Source organism: Arcicella sp. GW822-FHT02H01 (assembly GCF_058802005.1).
Window position 1 is genome coordinate 807175 of sequence record NZ_JBXANT010000001.1, and the last position, 13095, is coordinate 820269.

At 35.7% G+C, this 13095-nt stretch carries 12 protein-coding genes; 5 read left to right on the forward strand and 7 right to left on the reverse strand.

Annotated elements, in window-relative coordinates; genetic code table 11:
* Positions 1–14 precede the first annotated feature (14 nt).
* From AC1RNE_RS03460 to AC1RNE_RS03480, 5 genes are all read right to left on the reverse strand, one after another.
* On the reverse strand, positions 15–422 hold the full coding sequence (locus tag AC1RNE_RS03460; RefSeq protein ID WP_492799647.1) for an acyl-CoA thioesterase: 408 nt from the start codon (positions 420–422) through the stop codon (positions 15–17).
* 28 nt (positions 423–450) lie between these two features.
* Complete coding sequence (mltG, locus tag AC1RNE_RS03465; RefSeq protein WP_492799648.1) at positions 451–1491, reverse strand: endolytic transglycosylase MltG; 1041 nt, start codon at positions 1489–1491, stop codon at positions 451–453.
* Positions 1492–1545: 54 nt separating this feature from the next.
* Complete coding sequence (locus AC1RNE_RS03470) at positions 1546–1962, reverse strand: PIN domain-containing protein (RefSeq protein WP_492799649.1); 417 nt, start codon at positions 1960–1962, stop codon at positions 1546–1548.
* On the reverse strand, positions 1950–2198 hold the full coding sequence (locus AC1RNE_RS03475; RefSeq protein WP_492799650.1) for a hypothetical protein: 249 nt from the start codon (positions 2196–2198) through the stop codon (positions 1950–1952). Before AC1RNE_RS03475 ends, AC1RNE_RS03470 begins: the two co-directional genes overlap by 13 nt.
* Positions 2199–2267: 69 nt before the next feature.
* Positions 2268–3338 (reverse strand): Ldh family oxidoreductase, encoded by a 1071-nt coding sequence (locus AC1RNE_RS03480; protein WP_492799651.1) that lies wholly within the window; start codon positions 3336–3338, stop codon positions 2268–2270.
* Between the two features lie 356 nt (positions 3339–3694).
* Here AC1RNE_RS03480 and AC1RNE_RS03485 point away from each other — a divergent pair, with 356 nt between their 5' ends.
* The 5 genes from AC1RNE_RS03485 (at position 3695) to AC1RNE_RS03505 (ending at position 11016) form a co-directional block, all read left to right on the forward strand.
* Positions 3695–4270, forward strand: coding sequence for a DUF502 domain-containing protein (locus AC1RNE_RS03485; protein WP_309919017.1), 576 nt, complete (start codon positions 3695–3697; stop codon positions 4268–4270).
* 129 nt (positions 4271–4399) lie between these two features.
* Positions 4400–5962, forward strand: a complete 1563-nt coding sequence (locus tag AC1RNE_RS03490) for an FMN-binding glutamate synthase family protein (RefSeq protein WP_492799652.1) — start codon at positions 4400–4402, stop codon at positions 5960–5962.
* Between the two features lie 277 nt (positions 5963–6239).
* On the forward strand, positions 6240–8129 hold the full coding sequence (gene abc-f, locus AC1RNE_RS03495) for a ribosomal protection-like ABC-F family protein (protein WP_492803601.1): 1890 nt from the start codon (positions 6240–6242) through the stop codon (positions 8127–8129).
* Between the two features lie 175 nt (positions 8130–8304).
* Positions 8305–9600 (forward strand): type IX secretion system plug protein, encoded by a 1296-nt coding sequence (locus tag AC1RNE_RS03500; RefSeq protein WP_492799653.1) that lies wholly within the window; start codon positions 8305–8307, stop codon positions 9598–9600.
* Positions 9601–9675: 75 nt separating this feature from the next.
* Positions 9676–11016, forward strand: coding sequence for an OmpA family protein (locus AC1RNE_RS03505; RefSeq protein WP_492799654.1), 1341 nt, complete (start codon positions 9676–9678; stop codon positions 11014–11016).
* Between the two features lie 60 nt (positions 11017–11076).
* On the opposite strand, the gene ychF is transcribed toward AC1RNE_RS03505, so the two are convergent.
* Both ychF and AC1RNE_RS03515 read right to left on the reverse strand, forming a co-directional pair.
* Positions 11077–12183: a redox-regulated ATPase YchF gene (gene ychF, locus AC1RNE_RS03510; RefSeq protein ID WP_492799655.1), complete on the reverse strand. Its 1107-nt coding sequence runs from the start codon at positions 12181–12183 to the stop codon at positions 11077–11079.
* A gap of 361 nt (positions 12184–12544) precedes the next feature.
* Positions 12545–12871, reverse strand: coding sequence for a DUF3276 family protein (locus AC1RNE_RS03515; RefSeq protein ID WP_309918987.1), 327 nt, complete (start codon positions 12869–12871; stop codon positions 12545–12547).
* Between the last annotated feature and the right edge of the window lie 224 nt (positions 12872–13095).

The following is a 13095-nucleotide window of genomic DNA, read 5'->3' on the forward strand; positions in this document are numbered from 1 at the left end:
ATTTTAATTAACCATTAAGCAAAGAAAGCGCTTAATCGTTCCAACAATTCTTTAGGTGCCGTAGTAAGCCTATTATTTTCCATTTTCACAAAAACTAAAGTAGTTTCGCCTTTATGTACCAACACGCCCTTACTGTTTAGAATTTCATACTGAAAAACTACTCTAGCAGCAGGAATAGTTTTGATGGTTGTACGAATTGTCAGTAAATCATCATATAGTGCTGGGGCAATATATTTTGATGTATTCTCATAAACAGGCATCATCACACCAGACTCTTCCATCGCTTTATAGCTAAAGCCAAGGCTCCTGAGAGCCTCTACCCTACCAATTTCATAAAGCCGTGCATAGTTCCCATAATAAACATAGCCCATTTGGTCAGTATCTGCATATCTAACTCTGTACTGATATTCGTGTTGATACATTGCTGATGAAATAATTAATTACAAACGATTATTTTCTGATGTTCAATTTGTTCAGTGCCTCTTGGTAAATACGCGCATTATTAAGGTGATCTGCAAAGGTTTCAGCAAAGTTATGATAGCCAGAGAAATCTTCTTTTGCACAGAAGTACATATAGTTATGGTGTTCGTAATTCAATACTGCATCAATAGAAGCCAAGTCTGGTAAATTAATAGGCCCCGGAGGCAACCCAACTACACGATAAGTATTATAAGGCGAATTAATTTGCAAAAGTGCTTTGGTTACTCTTTTAATGCTAAAATCTTGGTGAGCAAAAACAACTGTTGGGTCTGCACCTAAAGGCATATTAGCCTTTAAACGATTCATATAAACCCCTGCTACTCGTGGCTTTTCGTCAGCTTTTTTAGTCTCAGCCTCCACGATTGAAGCCATTATTTGCGCTCTGATAGGGTCTAGACCAATTTCTGTTGCTTTTCTTTTACGCTCTTCTGTCCAGAATTTATCGTACCAAGTTTTCATGGTACTCATTAGTTCTTCAGGAGGAGTAGTCCAATATACTTCATACGTATTTGGCAAAAACATACACATGATAGTTTCTTTGGTAAAACCATATTTTTGTGCCACTGCGGAATCATCTAGCATACTAGCCAGTGCAGTAGAATCAAATTCAAAGCGATTACCAATCTTATGAATTAAATCTTTTTTTAGGCGAATATTATTAAAGGTAAGTTTGATAGCATCTTGATTACCAGAACGAAGTTTCTTGATTACTTCATAATTACCCATATCAGCCTTGATGACGTATCGTCCTTCACGAACGTTTTCTTTATATTCCAACAATTTGGCTAAAAACTTAAATGAAAGTTCGTCCTTAACAATTTTATGTTTGCTCAACGAATCCCAAACAGTTTCAAAAGTTGCTCCTTTAGGAATCAAAAGGGCAAAACCTTTTTTCTGGTCTACTTCATAATTAGGCGTTTTGGTAATTTGCCAGACATAATAAGAAAACATTGTCGCAAACAAAGCGAAAGCGATAAAGAAGTAGCGTAATAATTTATGGTTTTGTTGCATTGTAATGATAATGAAATAACGCTCAAGCGTTTTTAAATGATTGTTTTTGTTTAATTAATCAATCCAATTTTCAAAAGTTAGTCCTTCAATTCGTTGCATTTCTTTAAGGTTTCGACTTACTAGAATACAATCCTCTATAATTGCAGTACTACCAATCAATAAATCAAAGTCACTTATAGGCGTACCCATCTTTTTTAAACGAGATTTTTGCTCTGCAAAAACTTCGAAAACAGGTCGAATAGGTAATACTCTATCCTGAAAACCTTCAATAAACTGTTTTAATTTAGCTTTATTTTCTTCTTTTCTAGTTGAAGAACTATTGGCTATTCCATACATAAGTTCAAGAATTGTCAATTCTGAAATAAAGCAGTTTTTCAAGCCAACTGATGAGATTTTAGCTGGAATATTAAAATCATTCTTTATGAAATGAATACAAATATTTGAATCCAATAAATATTTTATTCTACCCATGAAGTATCAATTTCTTTAGTTGTCCTTGAGTCCTCTATTATTTTGATTAATTCTTCACTTGATTCTGGTAAGTCCAAGCTACCTGCCAATGCAAAGAATACTGATTCGTCTATTGTCTCGTTCTTTGTTTCAATTACGTTTGAACTAATTCTAAATTTGGCTTTTAATCGCTTAGCCAAATCTATAAAAAGCTGATAGTCTGCTTGCGAGTTTGGTTCAATGATGATTGTATTCATTTCTATTTTTGTTTTAGCAATTTTGTTAAAAATAAAGTAATCACATATACTCCCAATATTATCTAAATCTTAAAACTCAATTCCAAATCTATCAGCCAACGCTTGCAGGTCTTTTACTACAGGTTCTAAAAGATTGATGCCATTGGCTTTACGCTCTGCTTCAATTTCTCTTTCAGGGTCACCTGGTACTAATACTTTCTTGCCTTCTACTGCTTCGGCTGCATGAAAACGGTCAATCCATTTATCCATATCAGCTTTAAATTCGTCAGCTGGGCGAAAAGCATCTATTCTCATGGCTCCTAAAAAGTGTCCAGTTCCTTTCCCTACTTGCTCGCCAGCAGTCATAAACCCTGCCGTTGCAAATGGTGGAACCCAAGGGCCAAAGTTAGCTCCTGATAATACACCAGAAAAAATATCCACGATAGCACCCAAACCATAGCCTTTATGAGAACCATGTTCACGGTCGCCACCTAACGGTAATAATGCTCCTCCGTTTTTAACAGCGTTTGAATCATCTGTAGGATTCCCTTCTTTATCTTGTACCCAGCCAATCGGTGCGGCGGCTCCTTTTCTTTGTAAAATTTCCATTTTACCATAAGCCACTGCTGTACTAGCAAAATCGGCTACGAAGGCAGGATTCCTCTGTGCTGGAACAGCTACCGCAATAGGGTTGGTTCCTAACAATTTCTCTTTTGAAAAAGTTGGCGTTACCAAAGGGGCGGCATTCGTCATAGCCCAGCCAATCATATCGTTGTCAGAAGCCAACATAGCATGATAGCCCGCAATACCAAAATGGTTTGAATTCTGTACAGAAATCCATCCAGAACCCACATTCTTCGCTTTTTCCATCGCAATTTGCATCGCTTTAGGTGCTACTACTAAGCCTAAACCTTTGTCACCATCAATCACAGCCGTAGAAGGCGTTTCATGGATGATTTTAATGTCTGGCTTAGGGTTCAATCTTCCATTATCATACAAACGAACATAGCCACTTAATCTTGCTGTTCCATGCGAATCTACACCGCGGAGGTCGGCAGAAATCAATACTTTTGATGCCAAATCTGCATCGTCTTCCGAACATCCTATCGAAAGAAATACATTTTTAATAAAGTTTTGTAGGGAGCTATATTCGTAAATCATGAATGAAATTGAGATTATTTTCTAATAATTTTACCTATTTGTCGATATCCGAGGAGCACAAAATTACAAATAATTGTTCGATGAAAGTCTTTTTTCAAGTAAAAAGCAGAAATATCAGGTAGGAATATAAAATATCTGCCTTAGCATTGATGATTGGTCTCTATCATCTTCATTCAAAATTTTGTATATTATCGATGAAATAAACTACTTTAAATCGGTAGAATATCATTCAATACTTACTTTTGTAGTAAATTGAAGGTATTGAAATATTTTTTATTCAATCACCCAATTATAAGAACCTAGCTTCTTAAGAAAGCGTTAACCAGTAAATATTGAGCATATAAATAAGTAAAAAAATGTCGTTCAGAATAAAACGTATCACAGCCAAACTGTTTAGTTATTTCGTAAAGGGATTATTTTTATTAGCCCCTGTTTATATAACAGGCTACATTATTTTCAACCTGCTGAACTCATTAGACCAAGAGTTTTATTTTTATTTCAGAGGAACGGGATTAGTTATTATGGTGGCCATTATCATGATTGTTGGTTTTTTGGGCTCTACTTTTATTTCTTTGCCTCTTATTCAAATATTAGAAGAAGGGGTTTCCAAACTTCCGCTGGTAGGTTTGATTTATTTTTCCTTAAAAGACCTTATTGGAGCTTTTGTCGGTGATAAAAAGAAATTCAATCAACCTGTGAAAATTATATTCAACAAAGAAAATGGTATTCAAAAACTGGGGTTTATTACTCAGACTGATTTGTCTTTCTTAGATATTCAAGACTCTGTCATTGTTTACTGTCCGCATTCCTATGCTTTTTCGGGCGAGGTATTCATTGTTCCAAGTGCAAATATTACATTGTTAAACCTTCCAGCCTCTGATGTCATGAAAATGATTGTATCGGGTGGCGTATCGCTGGCAAGTAATCCTTAAAAATCAATATTTAACACACAACATAAAGCTTCTAATTTAGTTATTGATTGTAAAACGTTTGTTTGTTTTTGCTATCATTATATTGCGTATCCATCAATCTCAATAATTTTTAATTCAATCTCATCATCTATGTTTTTGGCAAATATTTTTTCAAGTTTTTCTTGGTGGCTTATCATCCCCATTGCAATACTAATTCTAGCTATTCGTGATTTGTTGCAGAACCGCCATACTATTCAGCATAATTTTCCTGTGGTTGGTCATATACGTTATATGCTCGAAAAAATTGGTCCAGAATTAAGGCAATATATCGTAGCAAATAACCGTGAGGAGCTTCCTTTTAACAGAGGTGAAAGAGCATGGGTATATGCTTCATCCAAAAAAGAAAACAACTTACAGGGCTTTGGTTCAGACCAAGACTTCAACTCGGCAGGGTATATCTTTATCAAACATGCCATGTTAGGACATAAGTTAGCGGATAACCACCCTAATCAAAAAGATCCAAGTGCGGTACCTTGTTCAAAAACAATAGGCGAATATCATAAAAGGAAACGTCCTTATAAGCCCTACTCGGTCGTAAATATTTCTGGTATGAGCTACGGTTCATTGTCTGCTAAAGCAGTTGAATCCTTAAACAAGGGCGCCTTAAAATTTGGCTGTTATCATAACACTGGCGAAGGTTCATTATCACCTTATCATAAGTATGGCTCGGATGTTATCGTAAATATAGGAACGGCTTATTTCGGAGTAAGGGACGATGATGGTAAATTTTCGATGGAAAAATTAATAAAAATGACTAACGATAATCCATTCGTAAAAGCATTAGAGTTGAAACTTTCTCAAGGTGCTAAGCCCGGCAAAGGTGGTATGCTCCCAGCGGCCAAAATCACGAAGGAAATTGCAGAAATCAGGCACATTCCTTTAGGGAAAGATGCCATTTCTCCAGCTTTTCACTCTGAATTCTCTACCATTCCAGAAATGGTTAATTTTATAGAAGCAATGGCTAACCAAACTGGCTTGCCCGTAGGGATAAAGTCGGCTGTCGGAAAGTTAGAAATGTGGGAAGAATTGGCACAATACATGGTAAAAACTGGTAAAGGCCCCGACTTTATCACCATTGATGGTGGAGAAGGTGGTACGGGAGCTGCGCCGCATGCTTTTGCAGACCATGTGTCTCTACCTTTCAACTATGGCTTTACCAAAGTATATAAGATTTTCCAGAAGTATGAATTAGCTGATAAAATCGTATTTATTGGTTCGGGCAAATTAGGCTTTCCTGAAAAAGCTATGATGGCGTTTGCGATGGGTTGCGATTTAGTTAATGTAGCGCGCGAAGCCATGATGTCGATTGGTTGTATCCAAGCACAGGTTTGTCATACTAACCGTTGTCCAGCAGGAGTTGCTACGTCTAGCCCTTGGCTTCAAGCGGGTATAGACCCAGCCCTTAAAAGTGAGCGTTTTTATAATTATGTAAAAACATTGAACAAAGAAATTCTTGAAATTACCCATGCTTGTGGTTATGAACACCCTTGTCAGATGACGATGCAAGACGTTGATATGGTAATGGGTGATAATAATAAAACACAGTCGCTGGCTACTACTTTTGGTTATAACAAAACAAAAGTTCCTTTTGAAGGAGTAGATAAGCTTTTAAAAAGCCCCTATCTAGGCGGAGGAAAAGCACAGGTTAATTAATATACAAAAAAGGGATGGTCGAAAGCCATCCTTTTTTTTGTATATTAATTTTCAGAAACTAAGTGTTTATGCTATCATAAGACTTTATCATGCTTCAAATTATCCTAGCTAAAACGCTTATAATCAATTATTTTACGATAAAATCAATCACAAAAGCGGGTAAATTTATACCATTCTGCTTTCGATAGCTTCATTTAACTGCTCGTTAGTTATTTTTCATTATCTTTGTAGTATGTTATCTATCAATAATCTTTCGTTTTATTTCGGTTCTCGCCCAATGTATGATGGGGCGAACTTACATATTAAGCCCAAAGACAAAATCGGTCTTATCGGGGCAAATGGTACTGGTAAATCTACTTTACTTCGTATAATTGACGGTGAATACTTACCCGACGGTGGTAATATTTCTAAATCAGGCGACTGTACCATCGGGTTTTTAAATCAAGACTTACTTTCTTATCAAAGCGACGATTCTATCCTTTCGGTAGCAATGCAAGCTTTTGAACGTCAGAATTTCCTTCAAGCAGAAATCGATAAGGTTTTACATAAAATGGAAACTGATTTTGAAGACGATGACGTAAATAAATTGGCGCGTTTTCAAGATGAATTTGATGCGTTGGGTGGTTATACCATTCAATCAGAAGCGGAGGCAATTCTTGAAGGTTTAGGATTCAGTACCGAAGAGCTTTCCCAACCCCTACAGAAATTCTCTGGAGGTTGGAGAATGCGTGTAATGCTAGCAAAATTACTTTTACAACGACCATCTTTATTAATGCTTGATGAACCTACCAACCACTTGGACTTACCGTCTATTGAGTGGGTAGAAAACTACATCAATACTTATGAAGGTGCCATCATTGTGGTTTCTCACGATAGATTCTTCTTGGACAACACTGTAACGACGATTGTTGAAGTGGCAGGTGCAAAATTGATTCCTTACTCCGGTAATTATTCTTTCTATATGGAAGAAAAAGCCTTGAGAAACGAAGTACAAAAAGGAGCATACGAAAACCAGCAACAGGCTATTAAACAAACTGAAAAGTTCATTTCAAGGTTTAAAGCCAAAGCATCAAAAGCTCGTCAGGTACAATCAAGGGTAAAAGCGTTAGAAAGATTAGATATTATTGATGACGTGTTGGATGAAAATGCGAAAGTCAATTTTAAGTTTAACTTTGGAACTCAACCGGGTCGTTTTATTATGCACCTTGAAGACATCACCAAAGCTTATGGTCCTAAGAGAATACTGACGCATACTAACGCTGTTATTGAAAGAGGTGATAAAATCGCTTTGATTGGTGCCAATGGTAAAGGTAAGTCTACAGTTCTAAGAATCATTGATGGTTCTGAAGAGTTTCAAGGCGAACGTAAGTTAGGACATAATGTAATTGACTCATTTTATGCCCAGCACCAATTGGAAAGTTTGGATGTAAATAATACATTGCTTGATGAGTTGAAGATGACAGGTACAGGTAAACTTGAAACTGAATTAAGAAGTATCTTAGGCTGTTTCTTGTTTTCGGGTGATGATGCCTTCAAAAAAATCAAAGTACTTTCGGGAGGTGAAAAATCAAGGGTTGCCTTAGCAAAAGTATTGATTTCAGAAGCCAACTTCTTGTTACTAGATGAGCCTACTAACCACTTAGACATGATGTCGGTGAACATTTTGATTCAGGCTTTACAGCAATACGAAGGTACGTATGTAGTGGTTTCTCACGATAGATTCTTTGTTTCAGAGATTGCTAATAAAATTTGGTATATCGAAGACGAAGAGATTAAGGTATATCCAGGTACTTATGATGAATATGAAACTTGGATGGAACAACGTCGAATGAATGGTGAATTCAGTAAGGAAACTTCCCCTAAAAAGACCGTTGAAAAAGTAGTAGAGAAGAAACCTGTTGATGATTTTACGAAAAAAGAAGCACAGAAAAATCTGAAAAAACTGAATCAGAAATTAGGAGATACTGAGAGCCTGATTGCCAAATTAGAAGCAGAGAAAACCGAAAAAGAAAAGACTTTGGCCGACCCGACTATCTATAATGATGCACAAGCGTTGAAACGTGAAAACATTGCTTATCAAAAAATCCTGAATCAATTGGAAGAAGTAAATGATGCTTGGGAAGAAGTAATGTTGGAAATTGAAGAAGTAGAAAGCTTGGTTCAGTAAAATAATGGTATTCAGTTCATCATAAAAACGCAGGTAAAATAGCTGAAATGCTTTTTCCTGCGTTTTTTGCTTTAGGCTATTGCAGAATATTTTAAGATACTATCCGTTAGTTTTATTATTCACAAATAGCTAATATCAATTCGCTCATACGCTCAACTCCATACATCACTCTTCTATGAAACTTTTATCGATTATATGCTTATTATTTATTCCTTTTGCCTTTTTTGCTCAGAAAAAGAAGCCATCTTATCAAGCAAAAAAGGTTATTTATGATAATTATATCTATGAACCTTATATACGCACTGTACAATTATTTCCGTCGTTGAGCACGACTAAAACCCCACAAGAGACCCTTAATCCACCCGTCATCAATTTACAAGAAAATCAAATTTTGAAATTGGAATTCGACTGTTTAGCTCCCGAGTTTCAAAATTTCAGGGTGAAAATATTTCATTGTAATGCAGATTGGACACCTTCTGTATTAAACGATATTGAATACCTCACCGAATTCAATGATTTCCCGATTAATGATTATAGAAATTCTTTCGCCACGAAAATTCCTTACACACATTTTGCTGTGGAGATTCCTAAAACCAAATTAGCTGGCAATTATCTGGTGATGGTTTACAAGAATCGTAATGAAGATGATATCATGCTTACGCATCGATTTATGGTTTTTCAAAATAGAATTGGTGTAGCTGGCAATGTAACTTTTCCGAATAATGTTCAAAGAAGACGTACTCACCAACAAATTAACTTTAGTGTAAATTATAGTGGCTACGAAATCATTGATCCTAAACAAGACTTGAAAATTGTCATTCGTCAGAACTTTAGAGATAACAAAACGCTGACAAACCTTAAACCTTTTATGATAGATTCTTATAATCGTAAGATGGATTATCAGTTTTTTGAAGGAGAAAACCAATTAGAAGGCAGTAATGAATTTAGGATGTTTGATGGCAGAAGTACGCAACAAAAACTAGTAAATATTGCTAGGATTGTACAAGGAGAAAGAGAAAGCATCATAGAAATTCGTCCCGAAAAACCACAAAATGGCTTAGCGTATGTTGCTACAAATGATTTTAATGGAATGTATGTAATTGATAATTATGAAACCAATCGGGGTGATACTGAATCAGATTATGTTCGGGTAAGTTTCCTATTGAAAACTGATTCTTTAGCAAATAAAAAAGTATATATCAATGGTGCTTTCAATGATTGGCAATTAAACGAGGTAAACCAAATGCATTATGTACCTGAAAGTCAGGCTTACGAAGCATTTATCCAGTTGAAACAAGGCATCTATAATTATCTATATGTCACCAAAGACGACCAAGGAAATATAAGTGAGTCGGAACTAGAAGGAACACACTCGCAAACGGAAAATATTTATGAAATTTTAATCTATCACCGCCCCATTGGTGCACGTGCTGATGCTCTAGTAGGATATGTATTGATTAAAAATCAATAAGTTATTTTCGTATAAAGTTTAAAATAATTACGTTTACCCCATTGCTTACTATTTTGTTATAAAATTTATATCCAAATGAAAAACTTACTTTGGGCTTTTGCATGCTTGGTTATACTCCAAAGTTGTCAGAGCGGGAGTTACCCACAAACTTCGGGCGGAGGTACACAGTATCCTACTGAACGTAACCAAACACCATCAGGAAGGGAATCTTATCCATCTACCTCAACAGGTAGAGCCGCTGATAAAAATGTGTCTATCGGCAATATTCGTATTACTGATAAATATACAATCTTGTATGTGGCCTATAGAAATAACAATTCACCTCAATATGATAGGAACGGGAGATTAGTCAATGATGGACACGAAGACATCGCCTTTCAGTCAACCGCTCAACTAATTGCAGCCAATGGTGCAAGGTCATTTAAATTAATCAAAACAGAAGGCATTCCTCAGCTTGTGGCTGGGCAAAATGTAAAGGTTTACGGTAGAAAAACAGTACCTGGTGACCAAATAAATTTTGTTGTGTATTTTGAACGCTTAGATAAAGGCTTGGAGGATTTCGATTTATTTGAATGTAACGATTATGATTACATTACTTGTTGGAATGTATATGGCTTACGAATTAGCAATCCACTAGATATTGTCACCCAGCCAACACAGCCTAAAGCCAACCCTGCTCCTCCTGTTTCTCCGACTAAAACGCCTCCTAAAAGCACCACAACAGTTAAAACAAAACCAAAAAGTGGAAAATTAGGCGAAGTAGATAATACTCCTGTCCAAATGCCAGTAATTACTAACATTCAGGTTTCAGGCATCGTGCGAGATATAAAGACCAACAAGCCAGTTAGTGCTACTATCAACTATAAATTATCTAGCAGCAAACAAATTATAGATTCGGTACAGAGTTTTGTAAGTACTGGTATTTATAGAATGGGTTTACAGAAAGGGCAAATTTATACGTACACTGCCTCTGCTAAAGGCTATTTATCTGTTAATGACATTGTTGATTTATCTAAAATTACCAATGAAACTAAATTCAGTAAAGATATTTATCTTATACCTATTATAGTTGGGGATAAAATAGCATTAAAAAATATTTATTTTGAAGTATCAAAATCTGATTTATTGCCTGCATCCTTTGCAGAACTTACTAAACTAGTGACGATGATGCAGAATAATCCAGAGATGGAAATTCGTTTAGAAGGCCATACTGACATCATTGGTGATGCCGAGGCTAACCTTGAATTATCACAAGAAAGAGTAGATGCTTGCGAAACATATTTGGTTCAAAAAGGCATTTCGACCAAGCGAATCCAAGCAGTTGGTTATGGTGCTAGTCGACCATTGGTCAAGAAAGGAAGCGATGAAGAAAGGAAAGTGAATAGAAGAGTTGAATTTGTAGTCTTAAAATTATAGTGCTATAAAAAAGCCTTACTAATGATTGTTAGCAAGGCTTTTTTATAACACTTAGTATTACTAAACGTTGAAACGGAAGTGCATAATATCACCGTCTATTACAACATATTCTTTTCCTTCAACAGATAATTTTCCTGCTTCTTTACAAGCTCCTTCAGATTTATATTGTTGGTAGTCAGCAAATTTAATTACCTCAGCACGGATAAAACCACGTTCAAAATCAGAGTGAATTACTCCTGCTGCTGCAGGTGCTTTCCAACCCTTCTGGATTGTCCACGCACGTACTTCTTTAACGCCTGCCGTGAAATAAGTAATCAAGTTCAATAAATAATATGAACTACGGATTAATTTATCTAAACCTGATTCAGTAAGATTATATTCTTCTAAGAACATCTGGCGGTCGTCTTCGTCTTCCATTTCAGCAATTTGTGCTTCTAAGGCCGCGCAAATTACTACTACTTCTGCACCTTCTTCGGCTACAGCAGCTTTCAATTGCTCAACGTATTCGTTTGTTCCTTTAGCAATCGACGCTTCGTCTACATTTGCTACATAAATTACAGGCTTGTCTGTCAATAAGCATAAGTCGCCAATTGCTTCAAACTTAGCATCAGGTTCTAAGCCCTGAACAGTTCTTGCAGATTTTCCTGCTTCTAATGTTGATTTATATTGCTGGAGAATGGCTAATTGAGCTCTCGATTTTGCATCGCCTGCTTTGGCTGCACGTTCTACTTTCTGGATTTTTTTATCAACCGATTCTAAATCTTTTAATTGTAATTCATAGTCGATAATTTCTTTATCCGATACAGGATTCACTCTTCCTTCTACGTGAACGATATTATCATCAGCAAAACAACGTACTACGTGTAGAATAGCATCTACTTCACGAATATTTGCCAAGAATTTATTACCTAATCCTGCTCCTTGCGAAGCTCCTTTTACTAGCCCTGCAATGTCCATAAATTCTATTACGGTTGGTAACACTCTTTGAGGATTTACCAATTTTTCTAAAATATTAAGACGTTCGTCAGGTACTGTTACAATCCCTACGTTAGGTTCAATTGTACAGAAAGGGTAATTAGCGGCTTCCGCCTTATTTGAAGAAATTGCACTAAACAAAGTAGATTTCCCAACATTAGGCAAACCTACGATTCCACATTGAAGACCCATTTATCTACTTATTATTTTCAAAAATTAATATTGTTAAGCTCACACTTCAATCAAAATTTACTATTATGCTATAAAATCATTCAACTATATTCGTTATTATAAGCCTAGTTTAGAAATCGAATAATCAACTTCTAGTGTCTATGTATCCATTCTTGAAGTAATTGTGAATAATGAATCTGACAGATTAGCTTAGTTTGAATTGGTATTCAATACCTGAGGGCTTATGAAGAATGTTACATTGAAACAGTTTTTGCAGATTCTAAGGTCTGATTAGCTTGAGTATACACAAAGTTACAAGTTTAATCGTACAACAACAAAAAAGCCTCTGAAATTTCAGAGGCTTATAAATTCTTTCATTCGTTTATTCCCATTTCAAATCACTACCAAATCCGCCCACAGTATCTTCGTCTTCACGATTAAATTGAGTAAAATCTACATCAGGCAAAAGTTCATGTTTCACATGGTCAACTGCTTCTTGAAGGCCTTCAACAAATTTATCAAAATCTTCCTTATATAAGAACATCTTGTGTTTTTCGTAAGCAAAACCATCATCTTTTTGATAACGGCGACTTTCTGTAATAGTAATGTAGTAGTCGTTTGAGCGGGTCGATTTCACATCAAAAAAATACGTTCGCTTTCCTGCTCTGATACGTTTCGAAAACAATTCTTCTCTTTCTCTTTCTTCCACTGTGCTATGACAATTTAGGGTTTACGGATTGGTAAAAATATAAATTTTCTGAATGTTTCAAAAGTTAATCATGAAAAATAATTTCTATTTTCTACATCTTCACATTAATTATTAGTTAAATCGACTAATTTAATATTGAAAACAAAACGATTGATTCTTAAAACAAAAAAATCATTGTGTTACACATGCTATGCTTTATGGGTAAATTCCAATATTATATGCTT

Coding starts and splice junctions, on each gene's coding strand:
- AC1RNE_RS03500 (WP_492799653.1), top strand. CDS start 8,305: ATGAAACTTTTATCGATTATATGCTTATTATTTATTCCTTTTGCCTTT.
- AC1RNE_RS03490 (WP_492799652.1), top strand. CDS start 4,400: ATGTTTTTGGCAAATATTTTTTCAAGTTTTTCTTGGTGGCTTATCATC.
- ychF (WP_492799655.1), bottom strand. CDS start 12,183: ATGGGTCTTCAATGTGGAATCGTAGGTTTGCCTAATGTTGGGAAATCT.
- AC1RNE_RS03475 (WP_492799650.1), bottom strand. CDS start 2,198: ATGAATACAATCATCATTGAACCAAACTCGCAAGCAGACTATCAGCTT.
- mltG (WP_492799648.1), bottom strand. CDS start 1,491: ATGCAACAAAACCATAAATTATTACGCTACTTCTTTATCGCTTTCGCT.
- AC1RNE_RS03460 (WP_492799647.1), bottom strand. CDS start 422: ATGTATCAACACGAATATCAGTACAGAGTTAGATATGCAGATACTGAC.
- abc-f (WP_492803601.1), top strand. CDS start 6,240: ATGTATGATGGGGCGAACTTACATATTAAGCCCAAAGACAAAATCGGT.
- AC1RNE_RS03505 (WP_492799654.1), top strand. CDS start 9,676: ATGAAAAACTTACTTTGGGCTTTTGCATGCTTGGTTATACTCCAAAGT.
- AC1RNE_RS03480 (WP_492799651.1), bottom strand. CDS start 3,338: ATGATTTACGAATATAGCTCCCTACAAAACTTTATTAAAAATGTATTT.
- AC1RNE_RS03485 (WP_309919017.1), top strand. CDS start 3,695: ATGTCGTTCAGAATAAAACGTATCACAGCCAAACTGTTTAGTTATTTC.
- AC1RNE_RS03470 (WP_492799649.1), bottom strand. CDS start 1,962: ATGGGTAGAATAAAATATTTATTGGATTCAAATATTTGTATTCATTTC.